Consider the following 18106-nt stretch of genomic DNA (forward strand, 5'->3'; position numbering starts at 1 on the left):
ACGAGCTACAGCGACACTCAGGACGAGACGTGCATCGGCAAGCCCGCGCGTCCCTGACGCGGCGGTTCGGGCACGACCGGCGCATTCGCGCTCGGTGCCGAGCCGCCCTGCGCCGACACCGAGAAGCCGAACGTGTTGATACCGTTGGCACTGCGCACGAATACGCTGCCGCCATGCATCTCAGCGACCGCCTTCACAATGGAGAGCCCGAGGCCATGATTCTCGTGGCTATTCGAACGCGCTTCCTGGATGCGATAGAAGCGGTCGAAAATATGCTCGCGCACGTCCGGGTCGAGCGGCTCGCCCGGATTCGACACGGCAATCTCCACATGTCCGTCCTGCGGGGCGATCGTGACCTGCAACAGCGTGCCCGGCGAGGAATGCTGGATCGCGTTCACGAACAGGTTGCTCACCGCGCGACCAATCAGCGAAGTATTGACCCACGCGCGCGCATCGCCTTGCACTTCCACCTTCAGTTGCGCCTCTTCAAGCGGCATGTCGAGAAATTCCAGCATGCGCTCGACTTCGCAACGCAGCGAGACTTCCGACAGTTCGGTCGCGCGCTCGCCGCGATCGCTGCGCGAGAGGAACAACATGTCGTTGACGATCACGCGTAATCGTTCGAATTCCTCAAGATTCGATTGCAGCGTCTGTTGCAGCTGCTCAACGGATCGGTCGCGCGTGAGCGCCACCTGGGTCTGGCCGATCAGGATGCTCACCGGCGTGCGCAATTCGTGCGCGACGTCGGCGTTGAACGATTCGAGCCGCTCGTAGGCCTTGTCCAGACGCTCCAGTGCGCCGTTGAACGAGGTCGCCAGTTCGTGGAGTTCCTCGGGCAATTCGCCCGAATGCAGTCGTTGACGCCGGTTCGACGGACTCAGTTGCGCGGCCTCGCGCGAGAGCCGCGTGAGCGGCGCAAGACCGAAGCGCGTCACGGCGCGGCTCAGCAGCGCCACCGCAATCGTCGACAACGCAATCAGCACGCCTAGCGCTATGCCAAAGCGCCGCAACATGCTTTCCGTGCGCACGCAGTCGCTCGACACAACAAGCTTCACTTCAGGGCGGTCGCCGCTTGCCGGCACCATGATGCTCGTGACGATCACGTCGTAATTGCAGCCGGTCGGCCGCACGAGCTGGTGGTTCGGCCCGACGTCGCCATTCACCTTGCCCGCTATGGGCGCACCAAAACGAAAGCGCGGGTCGGGGCCCTCCACGTAGTAGTGCATGCGGCTATCGGCGGGCGAGAGATCGCGCAGCTTCTCCTGCACGAAGGCCCATTTCTTCACGTCGGGCGCATGCGAAACGATCAGGCTCGCGATACGCGCACGCGTGTCGAGCGTCTCGCGCAACTCGTTAAAGAGCTGGTTCTGCATCAGCAGGAACAGCCCCGTGCCGGTGAGCGTGAAGACGATCAGCGACACCGCTGCGAACATCGCGGAAAGCCGCAGCGAGATTGAGCGCTTCATGACAGCGAGCCTCCGTCCTCGCGCACTTCCAGCACGTAGCCCATGCCGCGAATCGTGTGCAGAAGCTTGGCCGCATGCGGGCCGTCCAGCTTCGCGCGCAGCCGCTTGATCGCGGTTTCCACGACGTTGGCGTTGCTTTCGAAATTAACGTCCCAGACGAGTTCGGTGATGAGCGTCTTCGAGAGAATCTCGCCGCGCCGCCGCGCCAGCACGGACAGCAACTGAAACTCCTTCGCCGTGAGGTCGAGGCGCACGCCGTCACGCGTCGCGCGGCGGCTGATCAGGTCGACCTGCAGGTCGCCCACGGAAATGAGCGTCGATTCCTGGGCGCGCGCGCGGCGCGTGAGCGCACGCAGGCGCTCGACCAGTTCGAGGAACGAGAACGGCTTGGTGAGGTAGTCGTCGGCGCCATCGCGCAGGCCGTGCACGCGGTCGTCCACGCGATCGCGCGCGGTCAGCATGATGACCGGCGTTTCCTTCTTCGCCCGCACCGCGCGCAGCACGCCGAAGCCGTCGAGCTTCGGCAGCATCACGTCGAGCACGATCACGTCGAAGTCGTATTCCGTCGCCATCCACGCGCCTTCTTCGCCATCCATCGCCACATCGACGATCCAGCCCTGCTCGCTCAGGCCGCTGCGCAGATAGTCCACGACTTTGCGTTCGTCTTCGATAACCAGTACTTTCATGCTTGCCCTCCACTTCGCGCGCGGCGTCAAAGGCCGCGTCGAATCGTATTTGTGTTGCCGTCAGCTTCGTCCCGCCGGGACGTCCTGCGAATCCTGTTGGCCGGCGTTGCCCGGATTCCCCGGAGCACCGCTCGCCGGCACCTCGCGGCACGTGCCCATGCTGCACGCGAGCGCGCGATCGTCCGCGCTCCAGCCGCCGCCCAGCGCCTTCGCCAGATATACCACCGTGGCCGCCTGCTGTCCGTGAATCTGCACCTCCTGGCGCTCGCTGGCAAGCAATTGCTGCTCGGCGTTGAGCACGTCGATGAAGGCGACCAGGCCGCCCTGATAGCGGTCGTTGGCCAGATCGAAGGACTGCCGTGCGTCGTTCACGGCCGCCTGGCCGTCCGTCGACGCGCGATCGAGCACGGACAGGCCCGTCACCGCATTCTGCACCTCCTGGAAGGCCGTGAGCACGGTTTGGCGATACGACGCCTGCGCCGACTCGTAGCCCGCCTGTGCGTAATCCACGCCCGCCGCACGCTTGCCGCCGTCGAACAGCACCTCGCCCGCACTCGCGCCGAGCGACCAGAGCAGACTGGGCGCCGTGAACAGATTGCCGAAGCGCGTCGACTCCCAGCCCAGCGTGGGCGACAGCGTGATGTCCGGGAAGTAAGCGGAGCGCGCCACGCCGATCTGCGCGTTGGCCGCGGCCATCGCGCGCTCGGCGGACGCGACGTCGGGGCGGCGCTGCAACAGCTCGCTGGGCAGGCCAGTGGGCAGCACGGGCGTCGGCAACGGCGTGACGCGCGGCGCGAGCGCGAATTCCGGCGCGGGCTTGCCGATCAGCACGGCAATCGCATGTTCGTCCTGCTGCCGCTGGTTTTCGAGCAGATGCACCTGCGTTTTCGTGGCGTCGAGCTGCGCCTTCTGCTGCAACAGCGTCAACCCCGACACCGCGCCCAGGTCGTGCTGCGCGTTGACGAAGTCGAGCGCCTTTTGCTGCAATGCCACCGAGCGGTTCACCACGTCGATTTCATCGTCGAGTTCGCGCAGCGCGAAATAATCGGTGGCGAGTTCGGCGGTGAGCACGAGGCGCGCGTTGGCGAGATCGTCGCCCGCTTCCTGCGCCGACGCCTGCGCGGACTCCACCATGCGCCGGATGCGCCCGAACAGGTCGAGTTCATAGCTGATGGTCGGCCCGACCTTGATGTCGTTCTGCACCGTCGACATATTGGGCGTCACGTAACTCGTCTGCGGGCGGTTCGCGGAAATGCGTTCGCGCGCGAGGCTGCCGTCGAGCGATACCTGCGGCGACTGTTGCGACGACACCGAAGCCAGCGTCGAGCGCGCCTGCGCGTAGTGCGCGACGGCCACGCGCAGCGTCTGGTTTTCCGCCAACGCCGCGTCTTCCAGGCCGTTCAGCTCCGTGTTGCCGAACACCATCCACCAGCGCGGATCGAGCGGCGCGTGCGAGGGCTGCGCGGCGTGCCAGTACGCGTCGGCGCCATCGACCTGCCAGGCGGCGGGGCTGGCCGTTTGCGGCGCGTGGTAATCGGGGCCGACCGTGCAGGCGGCAAGACCGGCCAGCGCGCTCGCCACGAGCGTCGCGCGCGTGCATTGCAGCGGCATGCGCACGGCCCTCACGTCGAACCTCGCGGCGCCGACGCTGCGCCCTTTTGCGGCGCGACCACCACGACGCTGTCGCCATCGGCGATCGAATCGCCCGGGTTGAGCACGACGCGGTCGCCCGGATCGAGGCCACGACTGATCTCAAGCGTCTGCCCCAGGTCCTGGGCGATCTCCACGGGCTTGAGCTTGATCTTGCCGTTGCCGTCCACGACGGCCAGACGCGGGCCTTCTGAGCGGAACAACAGCGTGTTGCCGGGAACCGTCAGGAGTCCCTTCGAATCGGTTTGCAGCGCCGCCTGCACGTAAGCGCCAGGCAGCAGCTTGCCATCGCGATTGGGCAGCGAGATCTCCACTTGCAGCGTGCGCGTCGCGACGTCGATAGCCTGCGCAGTGCGCGTCACCGTGCCGTCGAACACGACGCCAGGCATTTCCTGCTCGCTCACGCTCACATGCTGCCCCACCGCCACTTGCGGCGCATAGGTCTGCGGCACGTTCAGATAAAGCCGCAGCGGGTCGGACTGCGCAATCGCGAACAGCGCGCGCCCCGCGCCGCCATTGCCCGCATTCACGAGGTCGCCGATATCGACGTTGCGTTGCGTAATCACGCCCGTAATCGGCGCAACGATGCGCTGGAACGATTTGGTCTGCTGAAGACGCCGCACGTTGGCGTCGGCGGCCGCGAGGTTCGCGACGCCCTGGTTATACGCGCCCTGGCGGTCGTCGAGTTCCTGTTGCGAGACCGCATCGCGCTGGCGCAACTGCTGCGCGCGATCGAACGAGGTCTTGGCGAGCGACAGCGTCGACGCCGATTGATCGCGCTGCGCCTGCGCCTGCGCGAGTTCCTGGTCGATTTCCGGCGTATCGATTTCGGCGAGCAACTGGCCTTGCTGGACGTGCGCGCCGATATCGGCGTACCACTTGAGCACGTAACCATTCGCGCGCGAATAGATCGGCGCTTCGACGTAGCCGCGCAGCGTGCCGGGCAGGACGATGCGGCCGTCCGCGCCCGCCTGGGCAGGCTGCACGACGCTCACATACTGCTTCGCGTTCTGCTTCGTGACATCAGCGAGATGGTGGGCGTTGAGCACGTTCGAGACGATCGTGCGCGCCGCGCCCGCCGCCAGCAGCAACGCGACCACGATCACCGCGAGGCGCGCACGGCGGCCCGCCTGCGCGCGCGCGGGCAAATCCATGCCGTGCTCGCCGCCCACGGCGATGTCGAGAGAAGAATGGTGGTGAGGTTCGTTCATGTCGTCAGCCAGGGATATCTTCAGCCATTACGTTTGCGTTGCGTATTCGGTTGTCGTGCATCGCATCAGTTGCGGCGACGTTGCGCCTCGCGCGCCTGCGCGTGCGCCTGCTTGCGCTGCGCGCGCTGGGCAAGCCGCGCATGCACCGTTGCGAACATCAGCGGTACGAACAAAAGCGTCGAGACCGTCGCGAACAGCAGCCCGCCAATCACGGCGCGTCCGAGCGGCGCGTTCTGCTCCGCGCCCTCGCCCAGGCCCAGCGCCATCGGCACCATGCCGATCATCATGGCAAACGCCGTCATCAGCACCGGGCGAATCCGCGTTGCACCCGCTTCGAGCGCGGCCGCCAGCGGCGTCGCGCCATCGGCCAGACGCTGGCGCGCGAACGACACCACCAGGATGCTGTTGGCGGTCGCCACCCCCACGGTCATGATCGCGCCCGTCAGCGCAGGCACGCTCAAGTGCGTGCCGGTGATGAACAGCATCCACGCGATGCCCGCAAGCGCAGCCGGCAACGCGCTGACGATGATGAGCGGGTCGGCCCACGACTGGAAATTCACGACGATCAGCAGATAGACGAGCACGACCGCCATCGCAATCCCCACGCCCAGGCCGATAAACGACGAGCGCATCGTGTCGATCTGGCCGCGCATCGTGACGGTCGTGCCGCGCGGCGCATGCGCCTGCACATTCTTGATGAGGTCGTCGATCTGCGCGCCCACCGCGCCGAGGTCGCTGCCTTCCACGCTCACCAGCAGGTCGATCACGGGACGGATGTTGTAGTGCGTGACGATGGCCGGGCCGTCGTGTGGCTTGAGCTGTACGAGATTGCTCACGAGTTGCAGCGGCGCGGCCGCAGTGCCTTCGTGGGCGGAAACCGGCGTGCCCATGATTTCGTTGAGCGATGTTTCGCGGTATTGCGGCGTCTGCACGGCAAGCGGATATTCCACGCCGTTCTGCGGGCTGACCCAGAATGCGGGCGAAGTCTGCGAACTGCCGGACAGCGCGATCAACACATCTTGCGCCACGTTTTGCGGGCTCAAGTTGAGTTGCTGCATGCGCGAGCGATCCATTGCGAGCATGAGCGCGGGTTCGTTGTTGCGCTGTTCGATGTGCGCATCCACGGCGCCTGGCAGTTGGCGCACCTGCTTGAGCAAGGTGCTCGCCAGCGCCATGTTCTTGCCGAGATCCGAGCCCACGACCTGCACGTCGATCGCGGCAGGCTGACCGAAGTTCAGGATCTGCGTGATGATGTCAGCGGGCTGGAAGAAGAACTCCACGCCCGGAAAGCGCTGCGGCAGCACGGTGCGAAGCTTGTCGATATAGACATGCGAGGGATCGTGGTCGGGCTTGAGCGCAATCTGGATCTCGCCGTCGAGCGTGCCCATCGTCCCCGAGTTACTGTACGAGAGGTTGATGCCGCTATAGGGCAGGCCCAGGTTGTCGACGATGGTCGCAAGCTGATCCGGCGGCACGACGGTGCGGATCGTGCGCTCGACCTCATCGGCCAGGCGCGCGGTTTCCTCGATACGGTAGCCCGTGGGCGCGCGCATATGCAGGCGGATATTGCCCGCATCGACCGATGGAAAGAAGTCGCGGCCCAGGAAAAACACGAGTCCGAGCGAGAGCAGGCAGAACGACAGGAACGACACGCCAAACAGGCGCCGCCTCGCGAGCAGGACGCTCAGCAATGCGATGTAATTTGCGCGCACGCGCTCGAAGCCATGATTGAAGCGCAGATGCACGCGCGTGAACATCGATGCGCGCGCGCCGGTCTGAGGATGCTCCGACGGATCGTGGCCCGCGAACAGCAGCATGGCCAGCGTGGGCACCAGCGTACGCGAGAGCACGTACGAGGCGATCATCGCGAACACCACGGCCTGCGCAAGCGGCACGAACAGGAAACGCGCCACGCCCGTGAGAAAGAACATCGGCACGAACACGATGCAGATGCACAGCGTCGAAACCAGTGCGGGCACTGCGATTTCACCCGCGCCTTCGAGAATGCCTTCGTGCAGATCGGCGCCTAGATGCAGGTGCCGTTCGATGTTTTCGATCGTGACCGTTGCGTCGTCAACCAGAATCCCCACGGCCAGCGCAAGGCCGCCGAGCGTCATGATGTTGATGGTTTCGCCCAGCGCGTAAAGCGTGATGATCGACGCCAGGATCGAGAGCGGAATCGACACCGCGATGATGAGCGTGCTGCGCCAGTTGCCGAGGAACAGCAGGATCATCGCGGCCGTGAGCGCGGCGGCAATGAGCGCTTCGCGCACCACGCCCTGCACGGCGGCCGACACGAAGATCGACTGGTCGAACAGCGGCTGGATCACGAGATCCGCGGGCAAGGTATTGCGCACCTGCGGCAACAGGCTCTTGAGCTTGCCCACCACTTGCAGCGTGGACGCATCGCCGCTCTTGAGAATCGACATCAGCACGCCGCGCTGGCCGTCCTGGCGCACGATGTTGGTCTGCGGCGTGAAGCCGTCGCGCACGTGCGCCACGTCGCCCAGATACGTGGTCGCGCCGTTGACGGTCTGCACGGGAATCCGGTTCAGGCCCGCGATCGTGTCAGGTGACGCGTTGGTGTCCACGCGGTATTCGGTCTGGCCGAGCTTGGCCGTGCCCGTCGGCAGGATCAGGTTCTGCGCGCTCACCGCGCTGACGATATCGGCGGGCGTGAGGCCTTTGGAAATCAGCGAGCGCGTGTCGATATCGACGGAAATCACGCGCGTCTTGCCGCCGTACGGATACGGCACCTGCGCGCCGGGAATCGTGATGAGCTGCGGGCGCAGGAAGTTCATGGCGACGTCGGCGAGCGCCTGCTCGCTCATCGACTTGCTCGACAGCCCGAGCTGGATCACCGGAATGCTCGACGCCGAATAGCTGATGACGAGCGGCGGCGTCGCGCCCGGCGGCATCTGCTTGAGCTGCGCCTGTTCCGATGCAACGGCCTGGGCGATGGCGGTCTGCAGGCTCGCGCCCGGTTGCAGGAACAGCTTGATGATGGCGATGCCGGGCAGCGACTGCGATTCGATGTGCTCGATGTTGCTCACCGTGGTCGTGAGGCTGCGCTCGTTGACCGAGGTGATGCGCTGGGCCATGTCCTGTGCGGAAAAGCCCGTGTACGACCAGATGATGCTGATGACCGGAATATTGATGTTCGGCAGCACGTCGGTGGCCATCGACATCAGCACGAACGGCGTGGCCAGCACGATCATGATGGCCATGACGATGAACGTGTACGGCCGCTTCAGCGCGAGATTAACGATCCACATGAGACGGTTTCGGGTAAATCAGACGAAATCGGGCGAGAGGGAAGACGCGCTTGAACGACTGCTTCAAAAACGCACCGCGCATGAACGAAACGGTGCCGCATCATAGGCAATCGCCGTGGCAGGTTGCTGGCGCGAACATGGCGAAACTGCCAGCCACGTCGGGCCGCGAACACGCTGCTTGCGTGGCGCGGCTTTGGCGCCCGTTTGCAAACGTCGGGCGCACCCCTCCCCTCACGCGGCGCGCGCGTGTTTTTCTTTTCGTGCTTACTGGATGGGCGCCTAGTTCACGAGGCGCAGACGCTCCATCTCGTGTTTGTCGTGCTTGTCGGACTTGGTGTGCGCGCCTGCATGCAACGGGCGTGCCTCGCGCAGCGGCGCATTCGCGCTACGCCGGGCAGGTGTATTGCAGGTCGCGAGCGCGCTCTCCTGTTCGGTCAGGACGAGCGGCACTTTCTCGCGCAGGAACTCGACGAAGGTGCGGATCTTCGCGTCCAGGTAGCGGCGCGACGCATAGAGCGCGTAGATGTTGAGCGTCTGAAGACGGTGCGTGGGAAGCACGCGCACGAGCGAGCCGTCGGCGAGACCCGGCAGCGCGACGGGCACCGGCAACGGCCCGATACCCATGCCCTCGCGGATCGCGAGCGCGAGCGCTTCGGGGTTGTTCACCTGAAAGGGCGTCACGCCGGTGTGGCGGAAGGTTTCGCCATGCGGCCCTTCGGAGACCCATTGGCCGGCCGGCAGGCTCGCATCGGTGAGATGCAGGCAGGTGTGCATGTCGAGGTCGTCGAACGATCGCGGCACGCCGCGCGAACGGAGATAGTCCGGCGACGCGCACAGGATGGCCGCCGTGCTGCCCAGTTGCTGCGAGATCAGCGCGGAATCCTCAAGCTCGGCGGCCACGACCACGGCGACGTCGAAGCCTTCCTCGATGATGTCGGGCATCTCCTGCGCAATGGTCAAGTCGACGGCGACGTCGGGCAGATGCTGCTGGTAACGCGCGATCAACGGCATCACATAGTGCTGGCCGAAGCTCGTGCCGCCATAGACGCGCAGCTTGCCTGCGGGATTCGCATGGGCGGCGGCGGCCTCGGATTCGGCCTGTTCGATATCGGCGAGGATGCGCTTGCAGCTTTGCAGATAGCGCTCGCCCGCTTCGGTCAGCGACATGCGCCGCGTGGTGCGGTTCAAGAGCCGCGTACGCAGCCGCGATTCCAGGTCGGTGACGGCGCGCGATACCTGCGCCGTCGTCATCGCTTCATTCGCGGCGGCGCGCGTGAAGCTGCCCGACTCGACCACTCTTACAAAAATACGCATGTTGCGTAGCGTGTCCATCAGCGGCTCCTCTCCATCGTCTTGCTCTTCCCGGCGTGATTCATTGTGGATAGTCGAATGGCGCCAGTGTCGCCTGGAGGCCGTGGCCCGATGCTGACTTCTAAATGGCAGGCCGGTCAGCTTGGCGATCTGTCCTGTCCCGCGTATGATCCACGGCGCCCCCTGGATGGCGAATCGCCCGCGCGACAAGGGTTGCGAGGCATCCCGCCGGCCGCTTTCATGACAGAACGATGACTTACGAATTCGCCTTGCGACTGCTCGCGGCGTTCGCCTGCGGCGTCGCCATCGGACTGGAACGCCAGATGCGCCAGCGCACGGCGGGCCTGCGCACCATCACGCTCGTCGCCAGCGGCGCGTGCCTGTTCGTCACGCTCGGCGTGTTGACGGGCAATGGCACGAGCGGCGTCACGCAGATTGCGGCCTATGTGGTCTCAGGCGTGGGCTTCCTGGGCGGCGGCGTCATCATGCGCGACAAGGGCTCCATCCAGGGCATCAATACGGCGGCCACGCTCTGGTGCTCGGCCGCCGTGGGCGTGCTCTGCGGCGCGGGGCACTACGTGCCGGCAGTCGCGGGCACGGCGGTCGTGCTGCTCACCAACACCGTGCTGCGCGAGGTGAGCCGCATCATCAACCAGTCGCCGATATCGAATGCCGATCTCGTGCGTGTCTATGAATTGACGGTCGTGTGCCGCGAAGAGGACGAGATCCATATTCGCACCGTGCTGTCGAACTCGATGTACTCCACTCCGCTTTCGTTCCAGAGCCTCACGAGCGAAGACCTGCCGGGCGATCCGCAGCGCCTGCGCGTGACGGCCACCGTGCGTCTGCATCCGAAATATCAGCCCAAGCTCGAATTGATGGCGAGCCGCCTGAGTATGGAAAAAGGCGTCTCCAGCGTGAGCTGGACAGCGGCGGAAACGGAAGTCTCGCCCGAATGATGTCGATGCATACGCGACGATAACTGCAAAATTCGTCTCGCATTCCTTACGACTTCATTTCACTTTCGTTGCACTAATTGAAACACCGCGTGGCGGATTTCAAGAACTGTCAATTCTGGCTGCGTTTCGTGGACTCGATCCCGCCCTTGGACTAAGCTCCATTCACCGTGATTAATTCACACCAACGAGGGGAGTCTTCTTTATGGAACACGGCATCATCGCCTGGCTCATCATCGGCGCAATCGCTGGCTGGCTCGCAGGCGTTCTCGTCAAGGGCGGCGGCTTCGGGTTGATCGTCGATATCATCGTCGGGATCGTGGGTGCGTTCATTGGCGGCTGGCTCGCGGGCCTGCTCCACATCCATATCGGCACCGGCATCATCAGCTCGATCATCACCGCCATCGTCGGCGCGGTCATCCTGCTGTTCGTTATCCGCATGTTCCGAAGGGCGTAGCGCTGTCTTCATTGCGCTGCGGTTAACGCAAAACGGGAGCACCTTCGCAGGTGCTCCCGTTTTTCTTATGCGCTTGCGTCAGCGGTGACGCTTAAGCATTGACGGCTTCGGCTGCTTCCGGCGCGCCCGGCAGCATCGAGCCGGTTTCGTTGTAGCGCAGATGCATCTCGTATGCGCGGGCCAGGTTGTGCGGCGTCTGGCCGCCAATCTTCTGCGCGTCCTTGTAGTAGTCGCGCAGCAGGTCGCGATACAGCGGGTGCACGCAACGATCGATGATGAGCGTGGCGCGTTCGCGAGGCGCGAGACCGCGCAGGTCGGCGAGACCCTGCTCGGTCACGATCACGTCGACGTCATGCTCGTTGTGATCGACGTGCGGCACCATCGGCACGATGCTCGAAATCTTGCCGTCCTTGGCGATCGCCTTGGTCGCGAAGATCGCGCACGACGCGTTGCGCGCGAAGTCGCCCGAGCCGCCAATGCCGTTCATCATGTGCGTGCCGCCCACGTGCGTCGAATTCACGTTGCCGTAGATATCGCATTCGAGCGCCGTATTCAGCGCGATCAAGCCCAGGCGGCGAATCACTTCCGGATGGTTGCTCACTTCCTGCGGACGCAGCACGAGCTTGTCGCGATAGCGGTCGAGTTCGGCGAGCACCTGCGCCTGGCGCGGCGCGGACAGCGTCATCGATGCGCCCGAGGCGAACACCATCTTGCCCGCGTCGATCAGGTCGAAAGTGGAGTCCTGCAATACTTCGGAGTACATCGTAAGCGCTTCGAAGGGCGAATCGACGAAGCCCGACAGCACGGCGTTCGCGATCGTGCCGATGCCCGCTTGCAGCGGCGGCAGTTGCGCGCTCATGCGGCCATGCTTCACTTCGTGCTGCAGGAAGTCGATGAGGTGGCCCGCGATGCGCGCGGTTTCCTCGTCGGCGGGCAGCACGGTCGAGGGGCTGTCCGGCTCGTTGGTGATGACGATGGCCGCGATCTTCTCGGGCGGAATCTCGATGGCCTGCGTGCCGACGCGATCGTTGACGCGCACGATGGGCAGCGGGTCGCGATGCGGGCGGCGGCCCGGAATCCACACGTCGTGCAGGCCTTCGAGACCGAGCGGCTGCGCGAGGTTGATCTCGACGATCACTTTCTCGGCGAGAATCGCGAAGCTCGCCGAATTGCCGACCGAGGTCGTGGGGACGATGGCGCCCGTCTCGGTGATTGCCGCGGCCTCGATGATGGCGAGGTCGAGCTTGCCGAGCAGGTTTGCGCGCAGCATCTCGACGGTCTCGGAGAGATGCTGGTCGACGAACATCACTTCGCCGCGATTGATCGCCTTGCGCAGCGTGGTGTCCACCTGGAACGGCAGGCGGCGTTCGAGCACGCCCGCTTCGGTCAGCATGCGGTCGACGTCATGGCCGAGCGAGGCGCCCGTCATCAGCGTGATGCGCAGCGGCTCCTTCTCTTCGCGCGCACGGCGCGCCAGTTCGATCGGCACGGCCTTCGTGTCGCCTGCGCGCGTGAAGCCGCTGGCCCCGACGCGCATGCCATTGCGCACGAGTTGAGCTGCTTCGGCAGCCGAGGTGATCTTGCCGCGCAGAGCGGCACAACGGATACGGTCTTCGTACATCAAAGTCTCCACAAACTTCTCTGATCGCCAGATGCCATTTTCAGGTCTTGCTTTGGCGGCCGTGCACTACGGCTTTTACAAAACACTTTTGCAGCCGGAATGCGCAAAAACCGCGGGCCTCACAGGAAGGCGCCGCGGCATGAATTTCAAGCTTGCGCCTGCACACATGGCGGGCGGTTACTCGATCTCAGCTACCGAAATAAATGTTGCAGAAGCTGGCAGGTCCGACGCATTCGTCTTTCCTTGCCGGCGTCGCTTCACGGTGCGCGGACGCTTGAGCAGCAGGCTGTGCTGCGCTTTGGGCGACCTGCTCGGGGACGCCCGCTGCCGTTGCGTCGTTCTGTGCATAAGCAGCGGCGGCGGCAAACATGGAACATGCAACAACAGCGATCTTCAGGGACTTCATTTCACTCTCCAGTGCTAACGGGTACTGCCGAAGCAGTGATGCCACTATATGACCGGGGCCTGGATTGATTAAGAAGCCGGGGTGGAAGGCATATTTCCAGACTGCGGCAAGATCACGCAGGCCATGCCCTCGAACCGTGTCAGGACAGGCGCAGACGCAGGGCGCGACGACGGCGCGCCTGGCGTGCGCGGGCGCCGAACGGCGCGTCGCGGTCGATCAGCGCGCTGCGGATGAAGTGCAGATGGCTCAGGAGCCGCTGTACGTCGTGGCGGCGTTCGCGGTCATGGTGGACATGCGGCAGCGCCTCCTGGGCGATCCAGGTGGCCGTGCGCACGGCCTGGAGGGCGCGATCGAGCTGGGCGGCGTCGGGTTGCTCGAAGAGATGGGCGATATCGGCGAGCACGTGGTCGAGCGCGCGCTTCCATCGGTCATCGTTACCGGCAAGCCAGGCGGCCGTTTGCGCGTCGTGGCGCAAGTCGATCACGGCGTGGCCGACTTCGAGGGTCACCAGCATCCAGCGCAGCGCGCGCCGGTGCGCCTGTTTGCGGCCGTTGAGCAGCAGCCGCAACTGATGCATCAGGTCGTGTGCGCCCGACTGGAAGTGCTGGCCGATCCCCGTGAGGTCGCCCCGGCACGCGAGCACGACCTGGCCGCGCAACGCGGCGCACATGCGCTCGACGAGCCAGCTCATATGCGGCGGAAACACCACGGCGAATGCGAGCGCCGCCACGATCATCGCCGAGACCACCGCCAGGCCGTTGTTGATCAGCAGATCGGGCGCGTAAGCGATCACATTGTCAGGCCCCGCGAGCAGGCAGAGAAACACCGAGAACCCGACCCCGAAGCCCGCGATACGCGGGCGTGTCGCGAAGAACGCGCCGAGTGCGAGCGCGGGCGCCAGCGCGGCGCAAAGCAGCGGAAAGCCATCGACGTTTGGATAGACGTAGCACATCAGCAGATAGCCGACGACGGCCGCGCAGCTTGCGCCTGCCGCCATCTGGAACGCCATGCGCGTCGCGCGTGGCGCCGATGAGGTCAGCGCGCAGGTGATCGCGGCGGCGATCATCGCGAGGCCGCCGCTCGGCCAGTCGGTCTCGACCCAGAACCAGCCGACGGCCGCCACCACCACCGCCGTGCGCATGAAGGTGAAAGCCACCACGTACCAGCTCGTGCGCGGCACGTAGCGCGTGACGCGCGGCTCGGGCGGCAGGCCCGCCTGGGTAAGCGACGCCCAGGTGCGGCTGTAGCGGGCGATTTCGGCCGTGAAGCGGTAGATCAGTTCGGCGGACGTGTCGAAGTCCTGAAGCGTGTCGGGCGACGCCGATTCGAGCGGCCGGCGTGTCTCGCGTACGTGACGCGGCAACGTGCGCTGGAACGATTCGAGATCCTGCGCGAGGCGCAAGGCGTAAGCGCGATCGGACTCTTTCAGGCTTGGGCGCTGGGCGAGGATCGCCGCCAGTTCGCTGAAATACGGGGCGAGCGGCGCAATCGATTCGTCGCTCCAGCGCAGGCGCCGTTTCAGCTGGCGCAGCGCGTGCAGGCGCGCGCTCGCATCCATGAACTCGCCGTTCAGGCGCGCGAGCAACTGGCTGCGCGAGCGCATCGTTGGATCTTCGAAAAATGAGAAAGCGCGCGTGGCCTCGAAGCCCACGATCTCATCGACGAGCTTTGCAAATCGTCCTTCGAATGCGTCCCTTTCAAGGCCGCCTGACAACACGCGTGCAGCGAAGGAAGTAAAATCGAGATATCGTGTGCGCAAGGTGCGTTCGAGCACCGAGCCCGACTGCCGGGGCACGATAACGGCGCTGACGACCCCGGAACAGAGGATCCCCACGGCCACTTCGGCCCCGCGCCCCAGCGCGGCGAGAAACAGGCCGTTAGGTTGCATCACGAGGGGAATGCCGATCAGCGCAGCGGTATAGCCGGCCAGCACGAACGCGTACCAACGAAAATGCCGATTCCGCATGGCAGCCGCCGTACAGGCGGCCACCCACATCGTCATCCCGGCGATATAGAGCTCGGGCTGCTGGATGAACACGGCCCCCAGCACCACCGCCGCGACCATGCCGACCGCGGTGCCGACGATGCGGTACACGCTCTTCGCGAACACCATGCCGGAGAGCGGCTGCATCAGGACGAACACGGTGGTCATCGCAATGCGCGGCTGCGGCAAGTCCAGCAGCATTGCAATGCCCATCGCCAGCAAGCCCGCCGTGACCGTTTTCAGCAAATGCAGCCAGATCGCGCCGTGACTCGCCTGCCAGTCGCGCAAGGCGCGCCGGGCGGCACGCCAAATGATTTCGGCGCGACGACGCGGGTCGGTCGCACGGTGTATCGCTGGCTGCCGGTTCATGGGAAACGCACTACGCTCGGATTGTTAAGACGATTACGGTGAACTGCTTGCAATCGGATTACGCGCCAGGGCGCGAACCTCGATGTGCAAGGGGCCGATTGTAGGAGCGCCAATAAAGCGAATTAACGGGAGCAGCAAGGAACGTCCGTTCCAGATCCCTCAACAATGCCGGGGCCCGCGAGGCGGACAATATCGTTTTCGTGCCAAACAAGAAGTTCTTAAAGAAGGTCTGATGGATACGCTACAAAACATGCGGGTGTTCGTCCGCGTCGTCGAAGCCGGCAGTTTTACTGCCGCGGCCCAATCGCTCGATTCGACGACGGGCGCCATGTCGCGCGCGGTGTCGGAGCTGGAGGCGCATCTGCGCACGCGTCTGCTCAATCGCTCGACGCGACGGCTCGCGCTGACGCCCGCCGGGGAACGGTATCTGAAGCGCTGCGGGCAGATTCTCGCCGACGTCGACAGCGCAGAGGAAGAAGCCAGTTGCGCACACGAGCGTCCGGCGGGCGCGCTGCGCATGCATAGCTTCGCGAGTATCGGACAGCAGTACGTGCTGCCCGCGATCTCGCGTTATCGCGCTTTGCATCCCGAAGTCACGGTCGAGCTGACGTTGTCGCAACGGCTGCCCGATCTGTTCGAGGGCAGCAGCGATGTGTCGGTGGTGACGGCGGCTTCGTTGCCGAATTCGGATCTGGTTTCGCACCAGCTCGGTTCGACCTGCAGCATCTTGTGTGCGTCGCCGGCGTATGTGCATACGCACGGCGCGCCACGCACGCCCGCCGATCTGGCTCATCACGACTGCCTGATTCTGAAGACGCCGACAGCGGATGCGCACGAATGGACGCTGGAAGGCCCGGAAGGCAGCATCGAAATGCACGTGGACGGCCCGGTGCAGGTGAATATCGCCGAATCGCTCGCCGTGGCGATTCGCGAGGGTATGGGCATCGGCACGCTGCCGGTTTATGCGGCGATCGAGGGGCTGCGAAACGGCACACTGGTGCGGGTGTTGCCGCAACACATCTTGCAGAAGAGCAATGTGTACGCGCTATATCCGTCGCGCAAATTCGTCGATGCAAAGACAAAGACCTGGGTGGAGTTTTTACGCGCGCATCTTCCGCAGGTGATTGCGCGAGATATGGCGCTGCTGGAAGAACTCACGCAGGAACAACTCGCGGATGCCGCAGAGAATGTCGCTTTGGCGAAGGATGCCGCAGTCGCTGCAGTTGTACAGAAGGCGGCGCAGTAATACTTCGATTTCGCGAAGCTGACTCACACAAAAGAGCCGTCCATTGGACGGCTTTTTTGTTTTCTGCTTTTTGTGTCGCGCACCCAGAAGGCGGCGTACACGAAGTACTACCTGCCTTGTCCATCGTCAACCGGCCGCACGACGCAAGCCCTTAGACTTTTGCAACGAACTTCGTACGGCAGCGTTGCCTAACCACAGATCGAGTAGTTCGAAGTTCGGCTGGAAAATCTGTAGGTCGATAAAACACTCCGACTTTGCCGCCGCCCAAAAACCTTTGGAGTCTGCTGGCTCTATGTCAAATATGGAGATTTAATATGCCGCAAAATCAAAATAATACCGCTACGACTCCGTCAGACACGTCCAACTCGAAAGAGTTGATCCGACCAGGTGAGTTCGAAAAAACGCTCGATTACAATGGACAGAGTTTGAGAATTTGCGGCAATGCAAGTCTTGTCGATGTTGTAACGGACTTGCGTTTCCATAAGGGAAAATATGCTGAGGAGTCGTGGTTCACAGTTTCGAATCTCACAGCATTGAATGGCGACACCATCGGCCTACAGGTTCATTTTTTCGTCAAATCACCTTCTGATGCACCCGCCTTTCTCTGGGTTAATTTTGGCTTGATCAATGAAAAAACCAGAGAATATCGGAGCTACGATAAATACTACGCATTAGAAGATGTCACAGTTAGCGACAGTAAATTCTATCTAAAGTCTCCAGATGGCGAGTTCGGCGGAGATGAAAAAAGCATTAACGTCAAAGTCGCATTTGATGATGCGATTGTCGAACTAGACATGAAAAACAATCACAATCCTCTTGTCGACAACGCACAGGGGAGAATCAGCCATATTTATGGCCTGGAGCAATATGAATATGCTTTTGTGAAGATGAAAACATCTGGGCGTATATCGATAGGAAATAATGTATACGATACAGATGGGATTTCCTGGCTGGATCGCCAGTTTGGCGTTTCTACGCCGGCAACAGCCTTCACCAAGGATCAATGGGCGTGGTTCAATCCCCAGCTCGACAACGGCGTCTCAATGAGTATCGCAGCTGTTTACGAGTTCGATAAAAGCGAAGTTCGATTAAGCGCGACTGCGGTGCTTCCGGACGGCTCTCATGTTGTGGCCTTTATTAATCCGATAAAAATGTATGATTATTGGACTAGTCCGGCAACTGGCAAGCGCTTTCCAACTCAGTTCGATGTCAGTATCCCAAGCCTCGATGCGAAGCTGCATTTCGACGTCCCCTACAAGGCACAGGAAATTTTGCCTTGTGAAGAAGGACGTCAACGGCTCAACGCCCAATCAAAATATGAGGGAAAAATGAACGTCTCGGGCTCGATGTTCGGACGCGATGTCCGTGGTGTTGGATATGTTGAGCTTGCAGGTGTCTGGAAATAGTCGCTGGGCTAGCTGTGAAGGCAAGCGACTAGTGCTGCGCTTTTCGCACGCGTAAACGCCAG

The 18106-nt window shown here is 63.3% G+C and carries 13 protein-coding genes; 4 read left to right on the forward strand and 9 right to left on the reverse strand.

Features of this window, described 5'->3' with window-relative positions; all coding sequences use genetic code 11:
- Positions 1–17: 17 nt before the first annotated feature.
- The 6 genes from BBA01S_RS29190 to BBA01S_RS43270 all read right to left on the reverse strand — a co-directional run bounded on the left by BBA01S_RS29190 (position 18) and on the right by BBA01S_RS43270 (position 9620).
- Positions 18–1466, reverse strand: coding sequence for a heavy metal sensor histidine kinase (locus BBA01S_RS29190; RefSeq protein WP_027819540.1), 1449 nt, complete (start codon positions 1464–1466; stop codon positions 18–20).
- Positions 1463–2152, reverse strand: a complete 690-nt coding sequence (locus tag BBA01S_RS29195; RefSeq protein WP_027819541.1) for a heavy metal response regulator transcription factor — start codon at positions 2150–2152, stop codon at positions 1463–1465. Before BBA01S_RS29195 ends, BBA01S_RS29190 begins: the two co-directional genes overlap by 4 nt.
- 60 nt (positions 2153–2212) lie before the next feature.
- Positions 2213–3763 (reverse strand): efflux transporter outer membrane subunit, encoded by a 1551-nt coding sequence (locus BBA01S_RS43265; RefSeq protein WP_084162617.1) that lies wholly within the window; start codon positions 3761–3763, stop codon positions 2213–2215.
- A gap of 11 nt (positions 3764–3774) precedes the next feature.
- Positions 3775–5013, reverse strand: coding sequence for an efflux RND transporter periplasmic adaptor subunit (locus BBA01S_RS29205; protein ID WP_042298078.1), 1239 nt, complete (start codon positions 5011–5013; stop codon positions 3775–3777).
- A gap of 65 nt (positions 5014–5078) precedes the next feature.
- On the reverse strand, positions 5079–8288 hold the full coding sequence (locus BBA01S_RS29210; protein ID WP_027819543.1) for an efflux RND transporter permease subunit: 3210 nt from the start codon (positions 8286–8288) through the stop codon (positions 5079–5081).
- A gap of 279 nt (positions 8289–8567) precedes the next feature.
- Positions 8568–9620, reverse strand: a complete 1053-nt coding sequence (locus BBA01S_RS43270; protein ID WP_084162618.1) for a LysR family transcriptional regulator — start codon at positions 9618–9620, stop codon at positions 8568–8570.
- Positions 9621–9850: 230 nt separating this feature from the next.
- Between BBA01S_RS43270 and BBA01S_RS29220 the strand changes: the two genes are divergently transcribed.
- Both BBA01S_RS29220 and BBA01S_RS29225 read left to right on the forward strand, forming a co-directional pair.
- Positions 9851–10558, forward strand: coding sequence for an MgtC/SapB family protein (locus BBA01S_RS29220; RefSeq protein WP_027819544.1), 708 nt, complete (start codon positions 9851–9853; stop codon positions 10556–10558).
- A 202-nt stretch (positions 10559–10760) separates the two neighbouring features.
- Positions 10761–11012, forward strand: a complete 252-nt coding sequence (locus BBA01S_RS29225; RefSeq protein ID WP_027819545.1) for a GlsB/YeaQ/YmgE family stress response membrane protein — start codon at positions 10761–10763, stop codon at positions 11010–11012.
- Positions 11013–11103: 91 nt separating this feature from the next.
- Here BBA01S_RS29225 and BBA01S_RS29230 read toward each other — a convergent pair whose 3' ends face one another.
- From BBA01S_RS29230 to BBA01S_RS29235, 3 genes are all read right to left on the reverse strand, one after another.
- Entirely contained in the window at positions 11104–12633 is a 1530-nt protein-coding gene (locus tag BBA01S_RS29230; protein WP_027819546.1) for an acetyl-CoA hydrolase/transferase family protein, read from the reverse strand.
- Positions 12634–12820: 187 nt separating this feature from the next.
- Positions 12821–13039, reverse strand: coding sequence for a hypothetical protein (locus BBA01S_RS46165; RefSeq protein ID WP_084162619.1), 219 nt, complete (start codon positions 13037–13039; stop codon positions 12821–12823).
- A gap of 139 nt (positions 13040–13178) precedes the next feature.
- A complete protein-coding gene (locus tag BBA01S_RS29235) occupies positions 13179–15392 on the reverse strand; it encodes an FUSC family protein (RefSeq protein ID WP_027819547.1) in 2214 nt (737 codons plus the stop codon).
- A 232-nt stretch (positions 15393–15624) separates the two neighbouring features.
- Here BBA01S_RS29235 and BBA01S_RS29240 point away from each other — a divergent pair, with 232 nt between their 5' ends.
- Together BBA01S_RS29240 and BBA01S_RS43275 are read left to right on the forward strand one after the other, a co-directional pair.
- Positions 15625–16638: a LysR family transcriptional regulator gene (locus BBA01S_RS29240; protein ID WP_027819548.1), complete on the forward strand. Its 1014-nt coding sequence runs from the start codon at positions 15625–15627 to the stop codon at positions 16636–16638.
- Positions 16639–16952: 314 nt separating this feature from the next.
- Positions 16953–18044 (forward strand): lipocalin family protein, encoded by a 1092-nt coding sequence (locus BBA01S_RS43275; RefSeq protein ID WP_042298079.1) that lies wholly within the window; start codon positions 16953–16955, stop codon positions 18042–18044.
- Positions 18045–18106 lie beyond the last annotated feature (62 nt).

The organism is Paraburkholderia bannensis NBRC 103871 (genome assembly GCF_000685015.1).
Lineage (GTDB): Bacteria > Pseudomonadota > Gammaproteobacteria > Burkholderiales > Burkholderiaceae > Paraburkholderia > Paraburkholderia bannensis.

What these genes read in the sequence shown, in the direction of transcription:
- BBA01S_RS29190 (WP_027819540.1), bottom strand. Translation starts at nt 1,466, where the DNA reads ATGAAGCGCTCAATCTCGCTGCGGCTTTCCGCGATGTTCGCAGCGGTG.
- BBA01S_RS29195 (WP_027819541.1), bottom strand. Translation starts at nt 2,152, where the DNA reads ATGAAAGTACTGGTTATCGAAGACGAACGCAAAGTCGTGGACTATCTG.
- BBA01S_RS43265 (WP_084162617.1), bottom strand. Translation starts at nt 3,763, where the DNA reads ATGCCGCTGCAATGCACGCGCGCGACGCTCGTGGCGAGCGCGCTGGCC.
- BBA01S_RS29205 (WP_042298078.1), bottom strand. Translation starts at nt 5,013, where the DNA reads ATGAACGAACCTCACCACCATTCTTCTCTCGACATCGCCGTGGGCGGC.
- BBA01S_RS29210 (WP_027819543.1), bottom strand. Translation starts at nt 8,288, where the DNA reads ATGTGGATCGTTAATCTCGCGCTGAAGCGGCCGTACACGTTCATCGTC.
- BBA01S_RS43270 (WP_084162618.1), bottom strand. Translation starts at nt 9,620, where the DNA reads ATGGACACGCTACGCAACATGCGTATTTTTGTAAGAGTGGTCGAGTCG.
- BBA01S_RS29220 (WP_027819544.1), top strand. Translation starts at nt 9,851, where the DNA reads ATGACTTACGAATTCGCCTTGCGACTGCTCGCGGCGTTCGCCTGCGGC.
- BBA01S_RS29225 (WP_027819545.1), top strand. Translation starts at nt 10,761, where the DNA reads ATGGAACACGGCATCATCGCCTGGCTCATCATCGGCGCAATCGCTGGC.
- BBA01S_RS29230 (WP_027819546.1), bottom strand. Translation starts at nt 12,633, where the DNA reads ATGTACGAAGACCGTATCCGTTGTGCCGCTCTGCGCGGCAAGATCACC.
- BBA01S_RS46165 (WP_084162619.1), bottom strand. Translation starts at nt 13,039, where the DNA reads ATGAAGTCCCTGAAGATCGCTGTTGTTGCATGTTCCATGTTTGCCGCC.
- BBA01S_RS29235 (WP_027819547.1), bottom strand. Translation starts at nt 15,392, where the DNA reads ATGAACCGGCAGCCAGCGATACACCGTGCGACCGACCCGCGTCGTCGC.
- BBA01S_RS29240 (WP_027819548.1), top strand. Translation starts at nt 15,625, where the DNA reads ATGGATACGCTACAAAACATGCGGGTGTTCGTCCGCGTCGTCGAAGCC.
- BBA01S_RS43275 (WP_042298079.1), top strand. Translation starts at nt 16,953, where the DNA reads ATGCCGCAAAATCAAAATAATACCGCTACGACTCCGTCAGACACGTCC.